General features: G+C 64.9%; 24 protein-coding genes. 15 read left to right on the forward strand and 9 right to left on the reverse strand.

What is annotated here, in order from left to right:
* Window positions 1–87 precede the first annotated feature (87 nt).
* The gene (locus tag AC3WK8_RS14280; RefSeq protein WP_085596912.1) at window positions 88–972 is read left to right on the forward strand and encodes a sugar nucleotide-binding protein; all 885 of its coding nucleotides are present in this window, start codon (window positions 88–90) and stop codon (window positions 970–972) included.
* On the forward strand, window positions 965–1,894 hold the full coding sequence (locus AC3WK8_RS14285) for an NAD-dependent epimerase/dehydratase family protein (RefSeq protein ID WP_022641300.1): 930 nt from the start codon (window positions 965–967) through the stop codon (window positions 1,892–1,894). The genes AC3WK8_RS14280 and AC3WK8_RS14285 overlap by 8 nt, the downstream gene beginning before the upstream one ends.
* Window positions 1,895–1,951: 57 nt before the next feature.
* Here the strand turns inward: AC3WK8_RS14285 and AC3WK8_RS14290 are convergent, their stop codons facing one another.
* From AC3WK8_RS14290 to AC3WK8_RS14310, 5 genes are all read right to left on the reverse strand, one after another.
* Window positions 1,952–2,650 (reverse strand): OmpW/AlkL family protein, encoded by a 699-nt coding sequence (locus AC3WK8_RS14290; protein ID WP_085596913.1) that lies wholly within the window; start codon window positions 2,648–2,650, stop codon window positions 1,952–1,954.
* 174 nt (window positions 2,651–2,824) lie between these two features.
* Window positions 2,825–3,358, reverse strand: a complete 534-nt coding sequence (locus AC3WK8_RS14295) for a DUF3299 domain-containing protein (protein ID WP_103325208.1) — start codon at window positions 3,356–3,358, stop codon at window positions 2,825–2,827.
* A 10-nt stretch (window positions 3,359–3,368) separates the two neighbouring features.
* Window positions 3,369–4,634 carry an ABC transporter permease gene (locus AC3WK8_RS14300; protein ID WP_103325206.1) on the reverse strand — a complete coding sequence of 422 codons (1,266 nt, stop codon included), beginning with the start codon at window positions 4,632–4,634 and terminating at the stop codon, window positions 3,369–3,371.
* Window position 4,635: 1 nt separating this feature from the next.
* Window positions 4,636–5,346: an ABC transporter ATP-binding protein gene (locus AC3WK8_RS14305; RefSeq protein WP_053134898.1), complete on the reverse strand. Its 711-nt coding sequence runs from the start codon at window positions 5,344–5,346 to the stop codon at window positions 4,636–4,638.
* A gap of 72 nt (window positions 5,347–5,418) precedes the next feature.
* Window positions 5,419–6,018, reverse strand: coding sequence for a DUF2796 domain-containing protein (locus AC3WK8_RS14310; protein ID WP_085596917.1), 600 nt, complete (start codon window positions 6,016–6,018; stop codon window positions 5,419–5,421).
* Between the two features lie 136 nt (window positions 6,019–6,154).
* Between AC3WK8_RS14310 and AC3WK8_RS14315 the strand changes: the two genes are divergently transcribed.
* Window positions 6,155–6,517 (forward strand): hypothetical protein, encoded by a 363-nt coding sequence (locus AC3WK8_RS14315; protein ID WP_103325205.1) that lies wholly within the window; start codon window positions 6,155–6,157, stop codon window positions 6,515–6,517.
* Between the two features lie 57 nt (window positions 6,518–6,574).
* Here the strand turns inward: AC3WK8_RS14315 and trxA are convergent, their stop codons facing one another.
* The 3 genes from trxA to AC3WK8_RS14330 are packed head-to-tail and all read right to left on the reverse strand — an operon-like array spanning window position 6,575 to window position 8,644.
* Window positions 6,575–7,447 (reverse strand): thioredoxin, encoded by an 873-nt coding sequence (gene trxA / locus AC3WK8_RS14320; protein ID WP_085596919.1) that lies wholly within the window; start codon window positions 7,445–7,447, stop codon window positions 6,575–6,577.
* A 31-nt stretch (window positions 7,448–7,478) separates the two neighbouring features.
* On the reverse strand, window positions 7,479–8,189 hold the full coding sequence (locus AC3WK8_RS14325) for a class I SAM-dependent methyltransferase (RefSeq protein WP_103325203.1): 711 nt from the start codon (window positions 8,187–8,189) through the stop codon (window positions 7,479–7,481).
* Window positions 8,186–8,644, reverse strand: a complete 459-nt coding sequence (locus AC3WK8_RS14330) for a hypothetical protein (RefSeq protein WP_031320604.1) — start codon at window positions 8,642–8,644, stop codon at window positions 8,186–8,188. Before AC3WK8_RS14330 ends, AC3WK8_RS14325 begins: the two co-directional genes overlap by 4 nt.
* A 129-nt stretch (window positions 8,645–8,773) precedes the next feature.
* Here AC3WK8_RS14330 and nrdR point away from each other — a divergent pair, with 129 nt between their 5' ends.
* The 12 genes from nrdR (at window position 8,774) to AC3WK8_RS14390 (ending at window position 17,463) form a co-directional block, all read left to right on the forward strand.
* Entirely contained in the window at window positions 8,774–9,238 is a 465-nt protein-coding gene (gene nrdR / locus AC3WK8_RS14335) for a transcriptional regulator NrdR (RefSeq protein WP_031320603.1), read from the forward strand.
* Entirely contained in the window at window positions 9,235–10,368 is a 1,134-nt protein-coding gene (gene ribD, locus AC3WK8_RS14340) for a bifunctional diaminohydroxyphosphoribosylaminopyrimidine deaminase/5-amino-6-(5-phosphoribosylamino)uracil reductase RibD (RefSeq protein WP_103325200.1), read from the forward strand. The genes nrdR and ribD overlap by 4 nt, the downstream gene beginning before the upstream one ends.
* A 47-nt stretch (window positions 10,369–10,415) precedes the next feature.
* Window positions 10,416–11,078 (forward strand): riboflavin synthase, encoded by a 663-nt coding sequence (locus AC3WK8_RS14345; RefSeq protein WP_103325198.1) that lies wholly within the window; start codon window positions 10,416–10,418, stop codon window positions 11,076–11,078.
* Between the two features lie 31 nt (window positions 11,079–11,109).
* Entirely contained in the window at window positions 11,110–12,204 is a 1,095-nt protein-coding gene (gene ribBA, locus AC3WK8_RS14350) for a bifunctional 3,4-dihydroxy-2-butanone-4-phosphate synthase/GTP cyclohydrolase II (RefSeq protein WP_022641272.1), read from the forward strand.
* A 91-nt stretch (window positions 12,205–12,295) separates the two neighbouring features.
* Window positions 12,296–12,772, forward strand: a complete 477-nt coding sequence (gene ribH, locus AC3WK8_RS14355; RefSeq protein WP_022641271.1) for a 6,7-dimethyl-8-ribityllumazine synthase — start codon at window positions 12,296–12,298, stop codon at window positions 12,770–12,772.
* Window positions 12,769–13,269 carry a transcription antitermination factor NusB gene (nusB, locus tag AC3WK8_RS14360; protein ID WP_022641270.1) on the forward strand — a complete coding sequence of 167 codons (501 nt, stop codon included), beginning with the start codon at window positions 12,769–12,771 and terminating at the stop codon, window positions 13,267–13,269. Before ribH ends, nusB begins: the two co-directional genes overlap by 4 nt.
* 18 nt (window positions 13,270–13,287) lie before the next feature.
* Entirely contained in the window at window positions 13,288–14,253 is a 966-nt protein-coding gene (gene thiL / locus AC3WK8_RS14365; protein WP_103325196.1) for a thiamine-phosphate kinase, read from the forward strand.
* Window positions 14,250–14,753, forward strand: a complete 504-nt coding sequence (locus AC3WK8_RS14370) for a phosphatidylglycerophosphatase A family protein (protein WP_022641268.1) — start codon at window positions 14,250–14,252, stop codon at window positions 14,751–14,753. Before thiL ends, AC3WK8_RS14370 begins: the two co-directional genes overlap by 4 nt.
* 10 nt (window positions 14,754–14,763) lie before the next feature.
* Window positions 14,764–15,519, forward strand: coding sequence for a substrate-binding periplasmic protein (locus tag AC3WK8_RS14375; RefSeq protein WP_103325194.1), 756 nt, complete (start codon window positions 14,764–14,766; stop codon window positions 15,517–15,519).
* 113 nt (window positions 15,520–15,632) lie between these two features.
* Entirely contained in the window at window positions 15,633–16,250 is a 618-nt protein-coding gene (gene ribA, locus AC3WK8_RS14380) for a GTP cyclohydrolase II (RefSeq protein ID WP_022641266.1), read from the forward strand.
* Complete coding sequence (locus tag AC3WK8_RS14385) at window positions 16,247–16,666, forward strand: MFS transporter (protein ID WP_103325193.1); 420 nt, start codon at window positions 16,247–16,249, stop codon at window positions 16,664–16,666. The genes ribA and AC3WK8_RS14385 overlap by 4 nt, the downstream gene beginning before the upstream one ends.
* Window positions 16,666–17,463 (forward strand): helical backbone metal receptor, encoded by a 798-nt coding sequence (locus AC3WK8_RS14390; RefSeq protein WP_103325191.1) that lies wholly within the window; start codon window positions 16,666–16,668, stop codon window positions 17,461–17,463. The genes AC3WK8_RS14385 and AC3WK8_RS14390 overlap by 1 nt, the downstream gene beginning before the upstream one ends.
* 7 nt (window positions 17,464–17,470) lie before the next feature.
* Here AC3WK8_RS14390 and AC3WK8_RS14395 read toward each other — a convergent pair whose 3' ends face one another.
* A complete protein-coding gene (locus tag AC3WK8_RS14395) occupies window positions 17,471–19,363 on the reverse strand; it encodes a TonB-dependent receptor domain-containing protein (RefSeq protein WP_103325190.1) in 1,893 nt (630 codons plus the stop codon).
* Window positions 19,364–19,387: the final 24 nt, after the last annotated feature.

Here is a 19,387-nt window from a genome sequence, read left to right on the forward strand (position 1 = left end):
CGATTCCGGCAATTCCCGGCGGGCCTGGCTCCCCGGGAATTGACCAATCCAAACCAACGTTCCGAACACACTGGGCCTGCTGACTCTATGCGAATGCGCCTTATGTTACTGGGCGGCGGAAATGCCCTTGGGCAGGCGCTGATTCGCCTGGGTGCGGAGGAAGACATCGGCTTCCTCGCGCCCCGTCCGCCGCAAGACGGTTGGGACGCCGCGAGCCTCACGCAATTGCTCGACGACACCCGTCCGGATGCCTTGATCAACCTGGCTTACTACTTCGACTGGTTCCAGGCGGAATCGGTGAGCGAGACGCGCCTGGCTGGCCAGGAGCGGGCGGTCGAGCGACTGGCCGAACTCTGCCAGCACCACAACATCATCCTGGTGCAACCTTCGAGCTACCGGGTATTCGACGGCTCGCGGGCTACCGCCTACAGCGAGAAGGACGAGCCCGTCCCCCTGGGCCTGCATGGGCAGGCGTTGTGGCGAATCGAGCAAAGCGTGCGCGCCACTTGCCCGCAGCATGTGCTGCTGCGTTTCGGCTGGCTGCTCGATGACAGCGCCGAGGGCATTCTCGGGCGTTTCCTGGCCCGGGCCGAGTCGGCGCAGGAACTGCTCATGGCGGACGACCGCCGGGGGAACCCGACGCCAGTGGATGACGCCGCGAGGGTGATCATCTCGGTACTCAAGCAGCTCGATTGTGCTGCGCCGTTGTGGGGCACCTATCACTATGCCGGCCAGGAAGCGACCACGCCCCTGGCCCTGGGCCAGGCGGTGCTTGGCGAGGCGCGACAACTGCACCCGCTGGCCGTCGAGGCGCCCACCGCCCAGGCCCACGCGGCGTTCGCCGATGCCGCCGAAGAACCGCAGCATGCGGTCCTGGCCTGCAAGAAAATTCTTCACACTTTCGGGATCAAGCCGCGCGCCTGGCGTGCCGCGCTCCCGGCTTTACTGGATAGGTTCTATCGCCATGGCTGACGGCTTTGTATTGATCACCGGCGGTGCCGGTTTCATCGGTTCCAATCTGACCGATGCGCTGCTCGCCAAGGGCTACTCGGTGCGTGTGCTGGACGACTTGTCCACAGGCAAGCCAGCCAACCTGCCGCTGGATAATCCGCGTGTCGAGTTGATCGAGGGGGATGTCGCCGATGCCGTCCTGGTGAATCGGGTCATGCAGGGTTGCAGCGCCGTGGTCCACCTGGCGGCGGTGGCGTCGGTGCAGGCCTCGGTGGACGATCCGGTACAGACCCACCAGAGCAACTTCATCGGCACCCTGAACGTTTGCGAAGCCATGCGCCAGCAGGGCGTGAAACGGGTGTTGTTCGCTTCCAGCGCGGCGGTCTACGGCAATAATGGCGAAGGCCGGTCCATCGACGAAGATACGCCCAAGGCACCGCTCACCCCCTATGCCAGCGACAAGTTGGCCAGCGAACACTACCTGGATTTCTATCGGCGCCAACACGGCCTGGAGCCGGCGATCTTCCGCTTCTTCAATATCTTCGGTCCACGCCAGGATCCTTCGTCGCCGTACTCCGGGGTGATCAGCATATTCTGCGAGCGGGCCCAGAAGGGGCTGCCGATCACGGTATTCGGCGATGGCGAACAGACCCGGGACTTCGTCTATATCGGTGACCTGGTGGAGGTGCTGGTACAAGCCATCGAGGCTCCTCGACTGGAAGAGGGCGCGGTCAACGTTGGCTTGAACCAGGCGACCACGCTCAAGCAACTGCTGGCTGCCCTGGCCGAGGTTGTGGGCCCATTACCGCCCATCAGCCATGGTCCTGCCCGTTCCGGCGACATCCGTCATTCGCGGGCCAGCAACCAGCGTCTGTTGCAGCGCTTCAGCTTTCCCGAGCCCACGCCGATGAGTGTCGGCCTGGCCCGTCTGTTGGGTCGCTGACGTTTTCCGGAAACGAAAAAGGCGCCTCGAGGGCGCCTTTTTTCATGGAGCTTGGGCTTAGAACTTGTAGCCCAGGCCAACCATATAGACCATCGGGTCAACGTCGACGTTGACCTTGGCGCGGGTACCCTGGGCCACCGCGTTGTTGTCCACATAGGCACGGGTATCGATGTCGATGTAGCGCACCTGGGCGTTGATCATGATGTTGTCGGTCAGCATGTAGTCGGCACCGACCTGCCAGGCCAGGCCCCAGGAGTTCTTGGCCCGGAAGTTGTCGAAACCGGCCTCGCTGGCGCGGCTGCCAACGTGCTCGTCGTAGATCCAGGTGTAGTTGATACCGGCACCGACGTAGGGCTGGAACGCCGACTTGTTATCCAGCGGGTAGTACACCACGCTCAGGGTCGGTGGCAGGTGCTTGAGGGTGCCGAGCTTGCCGTTGGCCGGGGACAGGGCGGTGTTCTTGAGTTTCACGTCGTGTTCGAACGGAGTGGCGGCCAGCAGTTCGATACCGATGTTGTTGGTCACCATGTACGCGAAGTTCAGACCCAGCTGGGTATCGCTGCTCATGGTCGCCTTGCCGCCCAGGTTGGCGCCGGCCAGAGGACCGCGGTCGACCTTGACGTCGGAACTGTTGGCTTTGGGGTTGACGGTGATCGCACCGGCACGAACGATGATGTCGCCGGCGTCGTGGGCGTGGGCGAGCGGGGCGGCGAGTGCGAGCGCAACCAGGGAGGCGCTAAGCAGGGACTTATGCATGGGAGCTCCAAAGGACGATTCAAATTGGCTATGTCCAATGGTAAGGATCGTCAAGTTGACCACCTTGACTCAGCTCAATGAAATCGCGAACCCTCGCCCCGGCGCTGAACTATTCTTTTGCCCCGCACTCTTTTGCCATCGCTTTCCGGGTCGCAGGTTGCCTGTGATCGACGCTCACTCTTGCAGTTCGTAGACGTAGATCTTCTGCGCCGCCATCTGGTAACCGGCGTCCGCCAGCTCGCTGGTTGAAGGCTTGACCTGCATGTCGCCCTCGACCCAGTAGGGTTGGTAGAGCTCGTCGAGTTTTACCCCGACTTCGCTGGTGACATGGACGATCTGGTTCGACGGTGGCGGTGGTACGTGGATGCACGCGCCGAAATACGGCACCAGCAGGAAGTCTGTGGTGCGGCCTTCCTCGCTCACTTCCAGGGGCACGATGTAGCCGGGCAGGCGCACCGACTGGCCATCGAGGCTCTGGACCACCGGGGCATCGGGCAGCTCCTGCTTGGCCGCCGGCGCCGACTCCGCCGACAGCGCATCGCTCATCTGCGACAGGTCGTGCAGGGGCTTCATGTTCGGCACTTCGGCTGGTGCTCCGGCCGGGATCATTTCCAACCAGGTCAAGTCCCGCGCAGCTGCGGCCCAGGAGGCCGGGCTGGCCAGCAGCGACAGGACGAACAGGGAGTGAAGCAGGCGTTGGATCTTCATGGATCGATGCTCACAAACGGATCGACAGGCCATCGGCCAGGGATTGCCGGTAGGCCCGCCAGGCCGGCACGCTGCCCATCAGCAGCGCGGCGACCAGGATACCCCCGAGCAGCGTCCACTCATACGGGCTGGGCCAGGACAACGGCAAGTACAGGCCGTAGTTCGATTGCACGTAGCCCTGGGCCAGGGCGATGCCCAGGTAGAGTAGTGCCAGCCCGGCCATGACCCCCGCCAGGGCCAGGGCGAAGGCCTCCAGTACCAGCAGGGTCGCGATATGCCAGGGGCGGGCACCCACCGAACGCAGGATGGCCATTTCCCGACGGCGCTCGTTGAGGCTGGTGAGGATCGCCGTGAGCATGCCGATCAGGCCGGTGAGGACCACGAATAGCGAGACCACGAACAAGGCCTTCTCGGCAGTGCCCATCAGGCTCCAGAGCTCCTGCAGGGCTACCCCGGGGAGAATCGCCAGCATCGGTTCGTCGCGGAACTCATTGATCTGGCGCTGTAGGGCGAAGGTCGAGATCTTGCTGTTCAGGCCCAGCATGAAAGCGGTGATGGCCTGGGGCGTCAGGTCCATGTTGCGCGCCTGGTCGGCGCTGATCCGACCCGCGCCACGGGCCGGCACGCCGTTGTGCCAGTCGATGTGGATCGCCTCCATGCCACCCAGGCTGATGTGCAGGGTACGGTCCACCGGAGTGCCGGTGCGCTTGAGGATACCGACCACGGTGAAAGGCTTGTCATCGTGCTTGACCAGGCTGATGGCGGCCACGCCGTGGGCCAGCACCAGCTTGTCGCCCAGCTGGTAGTGCAGGGCATCGGCGACTTCCGCTCCCAGCACCACTTCGAACGGGTCGCTGGCGAAGGCCCGGCCCACGGCCAGTTGCAGGTTCTGCTGGTGGCCGTACTGGTAGTGCTGGAAGTAGGCCTCGGTGGTGCCCATCACCCGGTAGCCGCGATGGGAGTCGCCCAGGGAAATCGGGATCGCCCATTTCACCTTGGGATTGCTGGCGAAGTGCTCGAAGCTGTCCCAGCGGATGTTGTTGGTGGCGTTGCCGATCCGGAACACCGAATACAAGAGCAGGTTCACCGAGCCTGCGCGGGCGCCGACGATCAGGTCGGTGCCGCTGATGGTGCTGGCGAAGCTGGCGCGGGCTTCGGTGCGCACCCGTTCCACCGCCAATAGCAGGCAGACCGAAAGAGCGATGGCGAACACGGTGAGGAACGCGGTGAAGCGACGGTTAGCCAGGCTGGCAATGGCTAGGCGGAACAGATACATCTCAGACCTCGGCAGGCTTGGCGGCGCGATTGAGTTCGGCCAGCGACAGGTGACGATCGAACAGCGGCGCCAGGCTCTGGTCATGGCTGACGAACAGCAGGCTGGCACCGGCTTCGCGGCATTCGCTGAACAGCAACTGGATGAAGGCCTCGCGGGCGTCCTGGTCCAGCGCCGAAGTGGGTTCGTCGGCGATCACCAGCTCCGGTTGGCCGATCAATGCCCTGGCCGCCGCGACCCGCTGTTGCTGGCCGATGGACAACGAGTCGGCGCGGCGGCCGAGCAGGTCGGGGTCCTTCAGGCCCAGGTGGGCCAGCAGGGTCGCGGCAGCCTGGTCGACGCTACCGTGGCGCTGCACGGCGCGGCTGGCTCGCAGCTTGGAGAAATGACAGGGCAGCTCGACGTTCTCGCGTACCGAGAGGAAGGGCAGCAGGTTGAACTGCTGGAAGATGTAGCCGGTGTGGTCGACGCGAAAGCGATCGCGGGCACCGGCGGACAACTCGCCCAGCTCCTGGCCCAGCAGGCGGATACTGCCCTGGGTGGGTTTCTGCACCCCGCCCAGCAAGCCCAGCAGGGTGGTCTTGCCGCTGCCGCTGGGACCCTTGAGGAACAGGGTTTCACCGGTTTGCAAGGCGAAGGCGGGGATGTCCAGCAACTGGGGCTGGCCGGGCCAGTTGAAGCCCAGGTCGGACAGTTCGATGAGTGCTTGGGTCATGTCGGGCCGATGATCAGCGAATGAATGTCGGCTCCAGCCGTGTCCGGGCCACGGCTGGAGCAAGGCGTTGCCTCAGAACTTCAGGGTGGCGGCCTTGGCGGTGGCCTCGACCCCTTGCTGGCCGCTTGGCGAAATCAGTTGTACCTGGATTTTCTGGGTGGTGGGGAAAGTCTTGAAGACCTGCCCCAGGTCGAGGTTCTTCAAGGCCTCGGGCTTGGCACAGGCGAAGCGGTAGTGGGCGTGGATCTCACTGTGCTCATGGTGATGTTCATGGCCAGCGGCGCCTTCGTCGTCATCGTCATGGTCGGCCACGGCTGGCTGGTCGCCGAACAAGGGGCTCTCCAGTTCCTGGCTGGCCACGCTGCAGTTGGCGGCCTTGGGCAGGCTGAACAGTGCCAGGGGTTGTTCCAATTGCTTGCGGGCGGCGCTGATCTTGGCCTTGTCGGCGTCGCTGCCCGGAGCATGCTCGAAGCCCACCAGGTTCATCGCCGGGCTTTCCAGTTCCAGCTCCAGGGCCTGGCCGTCGAGCACCGCATTCAACCGGGCCACGCCATGTTCATGGGCGCCTAGGCTGCCGTGTTCATGCTCGTGTTCGTGGTCATGGGCTTGCGCGACCTGGGTAGCGGCCAGTGGCAACAGGGCGAACGGCAGGGCGAGTAGCAGGCGGCGCATGGCAAGTCTCCGGGACGCAAGTGAAATAAATGTTATGTAATCTTATAACGCTATCGGTGGCAGAGTTTGACCGCCCGCTTGGCGTTGCGCAAGACGCGTGGGAGCATGCTCGTCAGAAATTTTCGGGAGCACAGCGATGTTGCGGATTCGTGGAAGCATCGGCGACTTGCCGGTGGATTTGACCCTGGAGCTGGACACAGGTGACTGGGCCCAGTTGGCAGGACAGTTGGGCGCGCAGTTGCAGGCCGCCCAATCGGCCCAGCCAGCGTCCGCGGGAGTAGCCAGCAAACCGCCGAGCCAGGACGATACCTTGTGGCAGACCGCCCAGGACCTGCTGCGCCAGGCTGGCCAGCTCAGCGGGCCGGAGTTGCTGGAACAACTGGAGGGTCTGGCCGGTAGTGCGGCGGCGGGCAAGCGGTTGTTGGTGCGCCTGCGCCACTGCGCCCGGGTCAAGGTCGTCAGCGGCGCGGATACGCCGATCTACAGCTGGGTATCGTGAGGGGCTGAAGGCGGCCGGCCTGCCAAGCTGAGCCGTGGCAGTCCGGCCCCGGGGCGATCAGTACAGCGCGGCGAACAGCTTGCGCCGGTAGGTGGTCACCAATGGATGATCGTTGCCCAGCAGATCGAAGACTTGCAGCAAGGTCTTGTGGGCGATCCCTTCGTTGTAGCTGCGGTTGCGCATGAACAGCTTGAGCAGGGCGTCCAGGGCCGCCTCGTACTGCTGGCGGGACAGTTGCTGGATCGCCAGCTGGTACGCCGCCTCGTCGTCCTGGGGATCCTTGGCCAGGCGCGCCTTCAGGTCGGCGGCATCCGGCAGGGACGCCGCCTGCTTGAGGAAGGTGATCTGCGCCTTGGCGCCTGCCAGGGCCGCCTTGTGCTCATCGCTCTTGACCGCATCGAGCACGGTCTGGGCCTCGCCCAGTTCACCGCGCTCGGCCAGGCAACGGGCATAGAGGATCAGGGCCTTGGCATTGCTGTTGTCTTCGACCAGCAGGGCCTTGAGCGCCGCTTCGGCGTCACCGAAGCGACCTTCGCCGAACAGCGTCTCGGCCTGCTCCAGCGGATCGGCCGCAGAGGGTGGCGGCATCTGTACATGGGGCTCGAGCATGGCCCGGACCGCCGACTCCGGCTGGGCGCCGGCAAAGCCATCCACCGGCTGGCCATCCTTGAACAGCACCACGGTCGGCAGGCTGCGAATGCCGAAGCGGGCGACGATGTCCTGCTCGATATCGCAGTTGACCTTGGCCAGCAGCAGCTCGCCCTGATAGCTCTCGGCGATCTGCTGCAACATCGGCATCAGTGCCTTGCACGGCGCGCACCACTCGGCCCAGAAGTCCACCAGGACCGGCTTGTGGAAGGAGTTCTCGATCACCGACTGGTCGAAATCGGCGGTGCTGGCATCGAAGATGTACGGCGTGTCCTGACTCATGGGGTATCTCGAATAAGCGGGAATGGCGTCACTATAAAGCTTGCCCGGGGGAGATCGCCATCGCCGGCGCAGCCATGCTGGCGCTGGCGGGGCGCTGTGCGTGGTACAGGCTCACGTTGCGAAACTCCCAGGGTTCGGCCAGGTCGGGCAGGGTCAGGGCCTTGAGCATTTCCAGGCGCTGGTACGAGGGATGCTGGAAGTCCCTGACCCGTGAGTCTGCCACCAGGGCCTGCTGGCCGCGGCTGAGGAATGCGTCCAGCAGCGGCAGGTTGGCGCGGTCGTAGAGCACGTCGGCCACCAGGATCAGGTCGAAGCGATCGGCCTCGCTGAAGAAGTCGGCGCTGTAGCCCAATTTCACCCCATTGAGCTCGGCGTTGGCCCGGCAGGCGGCCAGGGCCAGTGGGTCGAGGTCGCAAGCCACCACCTCCAGCGCTCCGGCCCTGGCTGCGGCAATCGCCGCCACCCCGGAGCCCGCGCCGAAGTCCAGCACGCGCTTGCCCCGCACCCAGTGCGGATGCTCGGCCAGGTAGCGAGCCAGGGCCAGGCCACTGGCCCAGCAGAAGCTCCAGTAGGGCGGTTCGTGGAGGATGCGTCGGGTTTCTTCGGGGGTGAAGGCGCGGTCCATGTTGCGATCATCGATCAGCCACAGTCGCAGTTCGGTCTCGGGCAGTTCGCAGGCCACCAGTTGCGCGTCTCCCAGCAGTTCGCCAAGTGCCGCTTGCAGTTCGAGCGGTGGCGTCATGGGGCTTTGACGAATTGCAGTTGGCCCAGGGCCTGGGTGGTGGGTTGGTCGATGCGTTGTGCCGGCAGGTGCAGGATCAACTGCCCGGACTGGCTGGCGCGGCCGCGCAGTTCGACCCGGGCGCCCGCGGGGAAGGCCTCGGGGGCGAAGCGCAGGCGAAACGGCAGGACCCGGTCGGTGCCGGTCAGGTTGCTGCTGGCCAACAGGCGCTGGGGGCGTCCGCGTTCATCGATCACCAGCAGCGCCAGCTCGACATTGGCCCCTGCTGGTACGCCATTGAGGCTGCCGCTCAACTCCCGCTGGTAGGCTGGCAGGGGGCCGAGGTCCAGAGGTTCCTGGGTGTTCTGCACGGCCTGGGGCTTGGCGGGAGTGTTGGCCGCGGGCTTCGGCGCATCGCTGCTACAGGCGACCAGGAGGCTGACGAGGCTGAGCAAAACGAGCGGTCTGAGGGGCATTTGAAGCTCCAACGAGGCAGATTTCCATGTGCGAAACATAATAGTCGGTCTGTATACCGTAAAGGCTATGGCTTGTCTTGCCAGTGGGATGCGCTACCATGGCCCTCCCTTTTTTTGTTGCCTGCCACCATGCACTGTCCCTTCTGCGGTGCCAACGACACCAAGGTCATCGACTCGCGACTGGTCGCCGAGGGCGAACAGGTCCGTCGCCGGCGTGAATGCCTGGCCTGTGGTGAACGTTTCACCACTTTCGAAACCGCCGAACTGGTGATGCCGCGTCTGATCAAGACCGATGGCAGCCGCCAGCCCTTCGACGAAGACAAACTGCGCGCGGGTATGCAGCGCGCCCTGGAAAAACGCCCGGTGAGCGTCGAGCGCCTGGAAGCGGCGCTGGCGCACATCAAGCACAAGCTGCGGGCCACCGGCGAGCGCGAGGTGAAGTCGCTGGTCGTGGGTGAACTGGTGATGGGCGAGCTGCAAAAGCTCGATGAAGTCGCCTATATCCGCTTCGCTTCGGTCTACCGGCGCTTCCAGGACCTCGACGAGTTCCGCGAAGAGATCGACCGCCTCGCCCGCGAGCCGGCCAAGCAATGAGCCAGCCCGCGGAGCAGGCGGTACTCGACGCCCACTACATGGCTCGCGCGCTGGAGCTGGCACGCAAGGGCCACTACACCACTCATCCCAATCCCCGTGTCGGTTGCGTCATCGTGCGCGACGGCCAGGTGGTGGGCGAAGGCTGGCATGTGCGGGCCGGCGAGCCCCATGCCGAAGTGCATGCCCTGCGCGCGGCCGGGGACCAGGCCCGTGGCGCCACCGCCTACGTGACCCTGGAGCCCTGCAGTCATCACGGGCGTACGCCACCGTGCGCCGATGCCCTGGTCGGCGCCGGAGTGGCGCGGGTGGTCGCGGCGATGCAGGACCCCAATCCGCAAGTCGCCGGACGCGGCATGGGACGCCTGGCCGAGGCCGGCATCGTCGTGCATAGCGGAGTGCTGGAGGGCGAGGCGCGGGCGATCAACAAGGGTTTCCTCAAGCGCATGGAGCATGGCCTGCCTTATGTGCGGGTCAAGCTGGCGATGAGCCTCGACGGGCGTACCGCCATGGCCAGCGGCGAAAGCCAATGGATCACCGGCCCTGCCGCACGTTCGGCGGTGCAGCGCCTGCGGGCCGAGTCCAGCGTGGTGCTGACTGGCGCCGATACCGTGCTGGCCGATGGTGCCCGGCTGACGGTGCGTGCTGCCGAGTTGGGGCTGGACGCCGAGCAGACGGCCCTGGCCATGGGCCGGCCGCCGCTAAGGGTGCTGGTCGATGGGCGCCTGCGAGTGCCGCTGGGTGCGCCGTTCTTCAAGGCGGGTCCGGCCCTGGTGGCGACCTGTGTCGCGGTGGAGGAGCAATATGCCAACGGCCCCGAATGCCTGATCGTGCCCGGCGCCGATGGCCAGGTGGACCTGCGGCGCCTGCTCGAGGAACTGGCGGCCCGAGGTGTCAACGAAGTGCTGGTGGAAGCCGGGCCGCGCCTGGCCGGGGCCTTTGCCCGCCAGGGGCTGGTGGACGAGTACCAGATCTTCGTCGCCGGCAAGTTCCTTGGCTCCTCGGCCCGGCCCTTGCTCGACTGGCCGCTGGAGCAGATGAGCGAGGCTCCTATGCTCAAGATCATTGAAATGCGCGCGGTTGGCGATGACTGGCGAGTCACTGCCATTCCCGCCCCGTCAGCGAGCGTATAATTCCCGACTTTCGCCTACCCGGCGGCCCTGTTCTCGAGGAGGACTCCATGTTCACCGGCATCATCGAATCCATCGGCAGCATTCGCGCATTGACCCCAAAAGGCGGAGATGTGCGGGTCTATGTAGAAACCGGCAAGCTTGACCTGGCCGACGTCAAGCTGGGCGACAGCATCGCGGTGAACGGCGTCTGCCTGACCGCGGTGGAGTTGCCTGGCGACGGTTTCTGGGCCGATGTCAGCCGCGAGACCCTGGACTGCACCGCCTTCAACCAGTTGAAGGCCGGCAGCCGGGTCAACCTGGAGAAGGCCCTGACTCCGACCACTCGCCTGGGTGGCCACCTGGTCAGCGGTCACGTGGATGGCGTCGGCGAGGTGGTGGCGCGGGAGGAGAATGCCCGGGCCATCCAGTTCCGCATCCGTGCGCCCAAGGAGCTGGCCAAGTACATCGCCCACAAGGGCTCGATCACCGTCGACGGCACCAGTCTGACGGTCAACGCGGTGAACGGCGCCGAATTCGAGCTGACCATCGTGCCCCACACATTGGCCGAAACCATCATGGCCGACTACCGGCCAGGCCGTCAGGTCAACCTCGAGGTCGACCTGCTGGCGCGCTACCTGGAGCGCCTGCTGCTGGGCGACAAGGCCGCCGAGGCCACGGGCAGCACCATCACCGAAAGCTTCCTGGCCGCCAACGGCTATCTCAAATCCTGAACCTCAAATTTTGAAAGAAGGGGGGTGCCGAGTGGCGCTCAACAGCATCGAAGAACTGGTCGAAGACATCCGCCAAGGCAAGATGGTCATCCTCATGGATGACGAAGACCGCGAGAACGAAGGCGACGTGATCATGGCCGCCGAGTGCTGCAAGGCCGAACACATCAACTTCATGGCCAAGCACGCCCGTGGCTTGATCTGCATGCCCATGAGCCGCGAGCGTTGCGAGCTGCTCAAGTTGCCATTGATGTCGCCACGCAACGGTAGCGGCTTCGGCACCAAGTTCACCGTGTCCATCGAGGCCACCGAAGGCGTGACCACCGGCATCTCCGCTGCCGACCGCGCGCGCACCGTGCAAGCGGCGGCGGCCAAGGACGCCAAGGCCGAGGACATCGTCAGCCCGGGCCACATCTTCCCGCTGATGGCCCAGCCTGGCGGTACCCTGGCCCGCGCCGGCCACACCGAAGCGGCTTGCGACCTGGCGCGCATGGCCGGTTTCGAGCCTAGCGGGGTGATCTGCGAAGTGATGAACGACGACGGCACCATGTCTCGTCGCGCCGAACTGGAAGCCTTCGCCGCCGAGCACGACATCAAGATCGGCACCATCGCCGACCTGATCCACTATCGGATGATCCACGAACGTACCGTTCAGCGGATTGCCGAGCAGCCCCTGGACAGCGAACTGGGCCAGTTCAACCTGGTGACCTATCGTGATTCCGTGGAGGGCGACGTGCACATGGCCCTGACCCTGGGCGAGATCTGCGCCGAACAGCCGACCCTGGTGCGGGTGCACAACATGGATCCGCTGCGCGACCTGCTGATGGTCAAGCAACCCGGGCGCTGGAGCCTGCGGGCGGCCATGGCCACCGTGGCCGAGGCCGGTAGCGGCGTGGTGCTGCTGCTGGGCCATCCGCTGGATGGCGACGAGCTGCTGGCGCATATCCGCGAGACCGCCGAGCGCCAGCCGGTGAAGAAACAACCGACCACCTACAGCATCGTCGGTGCCGGTTCGCAGATCCTGCGTGACCTGGGCGTGCGCAAGATGCGCCTGATGAGTGCGCCGATGAAGTTCAACGCGATATCCGGTTTCGACCTGGAAGTTGTAGAATACGTGCCCTCCGAATAAAAGCCGGTCGTTGCCAGCTTGAAATTCGCGGTTCAAACATCACTCAGGAGCGTGTACTAGACACGCTCCAGCTCTTTAAGAGATTTGTCGAATGACCCTGAAGACCATCGAAGGTACCTTCATCGCCCCTAAAGGCCGCTATGCCCTGGTGGTCGGCCGCTTCAACAGCTTCGTCGTCGAAAGCCTGGTCAGCGGCGCGGTTGACGCCCTGGTCCGCCATGGCGTGAGCGAAAGCGACATCACCATCATCCGCGCTCCTGGCGCCTTCGAGATTCCCCTGGTGACCCAGAAGGTCGCGCAGAAGGGCGAGTACGCGGCGATCATCGCCCTGGGCGCGGTCATTCGTGGCGGCACCCCGCACTTCGAATACGTCGCTGGCGAATGCACCAAGGGCCTGGCCCAGGTGTCCATGGAGTTCGGCGTACCAGTGGCCTTCGGCGTACTGACTGTCGACTCGATCGAACAAGCCATCGAGCGTTCCGGCACCAAGGCCGGCAACAAAGGGGCTGAAGCTGCCTTGTCCGCCCTGGAAATGGTCAGCCTGCTGGCGCAGTTGGAGGCCAAGTGATTAGCGACGATAGCGATCGTTTCAACCCGCGCGATCCCAAGCCTGCCAACGCCGGCAAGCCATCCAAGAGCGCCAAGCGTCGCGAAGCCCGCCAGCTCGCGACCCAGGCGCTGTACCAATGGCACATGGCCAAGCACTCGCTGAACGAGATCGAAGCGCAGTTCCGGGTCGACAACGATTTCACCGACATCGACGGTGCGTACTTCCGGGAGATCCTGCACGGGGTCCCGGCCAGCAAGAACGAGATCGACAACGCCCTCGTACCTTGCCTGGACCTGGCCATCGACGAGCTGGACCCTGTGGAGCTGGCGGTCCTGCGCCTGTCCACCTGGGAGCTGCTCAAGCGTGTCGACGTGCCGTACCGCGTGGTGATCAACGAGGGTATCGAGTTGGCCAAGGTCTTCGGTTCCACCGATGGCCACAAGTTCGTCAACGGCGTCCTCGACAAGCTGGCCCCACGCCTGCGCGCAGCAGAAGTGAAGGCGTTCAAGCGCTGATCCGCGCTTGCAGCTGCCATGGGCGAGTTTGAACTGATCCGTAACTTCTTCGCTGCCGCGCCTTGTGCGCAGGGCGGCGAGGGCGTTGCCCTGGGGATCGGCGATGACTGTGCCCTGCTGGCGGTTGCTCCTGGTGAGCAGTTGGCGATTTCCACCGACACCCTGGTGGCGGGCGTGCATTTCGCCGATCCCTGCGAGCCGTTTCTTCTTGGCCAGCGCTCCCTGGCGGTGGCCGTCAGCGACCTGGCCGCCATGGGCGCCACGCCGCTGGCCTTCACCCTTGCCCTGACCCTGCCGACGGTGAGCGCCGACTGGCTCGCGGCCTATGCCCGTGGCCTGAATGCCATGGCCCAGGATTGCGCCGTGCGCCTGATCGGTGGCGACACCACCCGCGGCCCACTGACCCTGACCGTCACCGTATTCGGTCGCGTGCCCGCGGGCCAGGCCCTGACCCGCAGCGGTGCCCGGCCTGGCGACTTGCTGTGTGTCGGCGGCCCGCTGGGCAATGCTGCCGGCGCCTTGCCACTGGTGCTGGGCCAGCGCCGTGCCGAGCCCGAGGTGGCCGATCCGCTGCTGGCCCATTATTGGTCGCCGCAGCCACAACTGGCCCTGGGCCAGGCCCTGCGCGGCAAGGCCACGGCGGCCCTGGACATCTCCGATGGACTGCTCGCCGATTGTGGGCATATCGCCGCCGCCTCCGCAGTGAGGTTGCAGGTGGAGTTGGAGAAGCTGCCCCTGTCCAGGCCCCTGGTGGACTTTCTCGGCCTTGAGGGCGCGCGCGCCGCGGCCTTGAGTGGCGGCGACGACTATGTGCTGGCCTTCACCTTGCCTGCCGCAGAGCTGGCACCGCTGCAGGCAGCTGGCTGGCCGCTGCAGGTGGTGGGGCAGGTGCTGGCCGGGCAGGGCGTGGCGCTGCTGGATGCCGGCGGGCAGGACATCACCCCGGGCATCCGGGGCTACCAACACTTTCCGGAGACACCGTGACAGATCATCCCAAGCAGGTCCCGGCGGAATTCGTACCGCCGTCGGTCTGGCGCAATCCCTGGCACTTCCTCGCCTTCGGTTTCGGTTCGGGCACCATGCCCAAGGCCCCGGGCACCTGGGGTTCGCTGGTTGCGCTACCCTTTATCCCGTTGTGGCAGATGCTGCCGGACTGGGGCTACTGGCTGATGCTCGGTGTCACCATGCTGTTCGGCTTCTGGCTCTGCGGCAAGGTGGCCGACGACCTGCGTGTGCATGACCACGAGGGCATCGTCTGGGACGAGATGGTCGGGATGTGGATCACCCTGTGGCTGGTGCCCGAAGGCTGGCAATGGCTGCTGGCGGGGTTCCTGATGTTCCGCTTCTTCGACATCCTCAAGCCCTGGCCGATTCGCTGGGTCGACCGGCATGTCCACGGCGGCGTCGGCATCATGCTCGATGATATCCTGGCCGGCGTGTTCGCCTGGCTGGCGATGCAGGGGTTGGTGTGGTGCTTGGGCTGAGGGGCAAGGCATGGGTGTCTGTCGCGCGCTGCTGGTCGTACTGGTTGTCTGTAGCTGTGATGCCTGGGCCGGCGAGCCTTCCGTAGCGCCGGGTGTCATCCGCATCGCCAGCGAAGAGTGGAGCCAGTACAGCGAGGCCGATGGCCAGGGATTGTCCTGGGACATCCTGCGGGAGGTGTTCGAGCCCCAGGGAGTGGCGGTGGAACGCCACAGCATGCCCTATACCCGTTCGGTCGGGCTGGTGCAGCGTGGCGAGGTGGATGCCCAGGCCGGCGCCTATCGCAACGAGTCCCCGGGTGTGCTCTATCCGCGCTGGAACTACGACAACGACCACGTCTATGCCCTGGGCCTGGCCAGCAGTCCCGAGCTGACCCTGGCGAGCCTGGGCAACTACCGGCTGGTCTGGGTGCGCGGCTACAAGTACGAGGATTACCTGCCCAACGTCCGTCGCTACAACGAGATCCGCCGCCGGGTCGGCATCCTGCCGATGCTGCTCTACGGCCGTGCCGACTACTACATCGACGGCCAGACCGAGGTCGAGTATGTGCTCGGGCAGGCCGAGGATCCGAGCCGCTTCAGGTGCTCGCACCTGGCGGAACTGCCGTTGTACCTGGGGTTCGCCGACACGCCCCGGGGCCGCGCCCTGCTGGCCCTGTACGACCAGCGCATGGAGCAGTTGGTGAAGAGTGGCGGCTTGCGGCCCATCTTCCAGCACTGGAAGCAGCCTTATCCCTTTGATGGAAGCGCGCGGCCGGCGGTCCGTTGATCAAACTTATCGATCTTTATCCACGATAATTCAGCCTAAGCGCCCAGTGGAGGCTGCTGTTACAATGCCGCCTCTGCGAATCTCCAGTCCCCATACAGATCAGGAGCACGACAGTGCCCGTTGTTTTTGTTGCCGCTTCCAAGCTGCCCACCCCCTTTGCGCAATTCACCATGCACGGTTTCCTCGACGAAGCCACCGGTCGCGAGCACGTGGTGCTCAGCCTGGGCGATATCGCCGACGGCGCGCCGGTGCTCGGTCGCCTGCACTCCGAATGCCTGACCGGCGATGCCCTGTTCAGCCAGCGTTGCGACTGCGGCTCGCAGCTCGAAGCCGCCTTGCGGGCGATTGCCCGTGAAGGTCGCGGGGTACTGCTGTACCTGCGCCAGGAAGGTCGCGGCATCGGCCTGCTGAACAAGATCCGCGCCTATGAGCTGCAGGACGGCGGTGCCGATACCGTGGAGGCCAACGAGCGCCTGGGGTTCGCCGCCGACCAGCGCGACTACGCCATGTGCCTGCCGATGCTCGAGCATCTGGGCGTCAAGGCCCTGCGCCTGATGACCAACAACCCGCGCAAGGTCAAGGCCCTGACCGAGATGGGCATCCAGGTCGCCGAGCGCGTGCCGCTGCACACCGGCCACAACCCGCACAACAAGCTGTACCTGGCGACCAAGGCCAGCAAGCTCGACCATATGATGGGCAACGAGCACCAGGGCGAGGTCGACCGCGCGTGACCCGGGGCCAAGTGAGACGCCGCCTGGCCGTCAGCTGGTGGCAATACCTGGCGTTGGCGCTGCTGCCGCTGTTCGTGCTCAACGCTGTATTTGGCCAGGGCGAGCCGATCCTGCCGGTGCTGGCGATGCCATTCTTCATCGCGGGGGTGGCGTCGATGTTCGTCAGCCTGCGCTTTTTCGGCGCCTACAAGCACGGTTTGATCGCCACCCAGAAAGCCCTCGATACCCCGGAAGAACCAGCGGCCTGGATTGAGCTGGCGGCGCGGCGGCGCACCGCCTTGCTGGTGGCTGCATTGCCGGCCTGGATCGGTGCCCTGGCGGTATTCGTCGGCCTTGAGGCCGTGCCGCTGATGCTCCTGGCCTTGTCCACGGCGGTGTTGTTCTACCTCTACCGCATCCCGCGTCAGCTCGGTTGATGCAGCGTTGGCTGGCCGTCTTGCTGCTGGTTCTGTGCGGCCAGGCGCTGGCCGTCGAGCGGGTCGTCAGCCTGGCGCCATCGCTCTCGGAAATTGTCGTCGAACTGGGCGCCGCCGATCTGCTGGTGGGCGTGCTGGATGCCGGCGAGCGCCCGGCGCCACTCAAGGATCTGCCTTCGGTAGGGCGCTACGGCCAGCTGGACATCGAACGCTTGCTGAGCCTGCGGCCGGACTTGCTGCTGCTCTGGCCGGGCAGTGTCGGCCCGGCCCAGAAGGAGCAATTGGCGCGCCTGGGCATTCCCACCCTGGTTGCCGAACCCCATGACCTTGCGCAACTGACCGCCCAGGTCGCCGAGATCGGCCAGCGCCTGGGGCGAGCGCAAGCCGGACAGGCATTGGCGGCCCAGTTGGACCAGCAGCTTGCGCAACTGCGCCAGCGCTATCGCCGCGAGTCACCGCTACCGGTGTTCTACCAGGTCTGGGATCGTCCGCTGTACACGGTGGGTGGTGGCCAGATCATCAGCGACGCCCTGGCGGTCTGCGGGGCGCGCAATGTGTTTGCCGATCAACTGCTGCCGGCACCCCAGGTCAGCATCGAATCGGTGCTGCAGCGCAACCCGCAGGCGATCCTCGCCACGGCCCAGGGGCAATTGGATGCCTGGAAGGCCTGGCCGCAGATGGCCGCGGTCGAGCAGGGGCGCTTGTTGCTGGTGACGGACAAGGGGCTGGAGCGGCCCAGCGGGCAGATGGTCGGCGCAGTGGCCAAGCTGTGCGGCTTGATTGCGCCCGAGCGCTGAGCAAGCTTTACAGCTCAGGGGTCCAGGTCACGCCGAGCATCCAGGTGCGGCCTTCTTCGCGGTAGCCATAGTTGCTGCCCTGATGGCTGTAGAGCGCCCGTGAGTAGGACTTGTCGAAGACATTGTCGAGCTTCAGGTCCAGCTTGAGCTCCTGGTTGACTGCCCAACTGCTGCGCAGGCCGAACAAGCCATAGCCGCCAAGCCGTGCCTGCTTCTGTTCGAAGCGATTTTCACGGCTGCTGCTCACCAGTTGCCAGCTGGCGCCGAATGCCAGCCGCTCGAACTGACGGTCCAGATCCAGGTTCAGGGTGCGCTTGGCCCGGCGTGCTAGTTGTTCTCCGCTCTGGCAATTGCGTGGATCGATGATGGCGACGCCTGCGCTGGTCTGCCAGCCGAACCATTCCTGTTTCAGGGCCGTTTCCAGGCCATTGATCCGTGCCGAACCGATATTTTCTGGTCGCCGTGCACTGGTGTTGTAGATGATCGCGTCCTTGAGATCGATGCGATAAAGAGAAGCTTCCAGGCGGCTATCTGGGGTCAGTTGGCTACGCCACTGCAGTTCATAGCTCTTGGAGTGTTCTGGCTTGAGCTGTGGGTTGCTGCTGTTTGGGTAATACAGATCCGTGAAGGTCGGAGCCCGAAAGCCTTCGCTGTAGGACAACAGCAGGTCGTTGTCCGGGTTCACCGGCACGGTGAGGCTTCCGCTCCAGGTGTTCTGGCTGCCGAATTGCTGGTTACGGTCGTGGCGCAGGCCCAACTCCGTGGAGAAGTTGTCGCCACGGAAGCGGTGCTGGATGAACGCTGCACGATTCCAGCGGCTGTCCTCGCCGTAGGCCGCGCTGGTATTGAGCCGATCCTCATACCAATCGGCGCCGAGGATCAGGCTGTTGCGTTCGTCCAGACTCAGGTCGTTCTGCCAGTTCAGCGAGTCGCGATAGGTATTGAAGGTGCTGCGTTCCACGGTGAGCTTGTCGCGCTTGGCGTCACGATTCTCGGCATGGCCCAGTTCCAGGCGTGACTTCCAGCTGTCGTTGAGACGGGCGTCGATGAAGCTGCTGATGCTGCTGACCGTGAAATCGGTATAGGGCTGCTGTTGATAGGTATTGTTAGTGGCCATGTCGAAATAGCCGAAAGGGCTGTCGTACTGGCTGCGACCACGGTTATCCAGCAGGTTCAGCCCCACTTCCAGATCGTCGTCGAAGGCATGGCTCAAACTCAGGCTCAACGACTGGTTCCGATAGGCGTCATGGTCGTCGTCGCTGGGGTAGGACTCCCGGGTCGAATCGATCCCGGCGGTTTCATCCAGGCTGGCACCGAGGCTGAAGCGGGTCTGCTGGTCGCCGCCGGATAGCCCCAGGCTGCGTTGCCAGGTCTGGTTGCTGCCAAAGCCCAGGTGCATCCTGCCTTGCAGTCCCTGCTGGGTACCGCGCCGGGTGAAGATCTGGATCACCCCGCCAATGGCGTCGCTGCCGTAGATCGCCGAGCGTGAGCCGCGCAGCACTTCTACGCGTTCGATCTGCTCGACATTGATGAATTGCAGGTTGCTGTCACCGCTGGAGGAGCTACCGATGCGTTGGCCATCCACCAGGACCAGGCTTTGGGCCGAGTTGGTGCCGCGAATGAAAATGTTCGGCAGGGCGCCGCGCCCGCCACTCTGGGCAACCTGCACCCCGGGAACCCGTTGCAGCAGGTCGGTCAGGCTGGTGGGTTGCAGGCGATCGATATCTTCCCGGGTGAACACCGTGTTCGCCGCGCTGCTGTCGTTGCGCGCCTGTACCTGGCGGTTGGCGCTGATCAGGGTGTCCGGCAGCTTCAGGGCCTGATCGCGCTCGGTGGTAGCGGCCAGCAGTTCGCCGCCGGGCAGCAGGAACAGGGGCAGGGCGAGGCCGGAGAGTTTCATGGCTGCTCCTTAGGTGCGGCGCGG

Source organism: Pseudomonas sp. FW507-12TSA, from assembly GCF_058781435.1.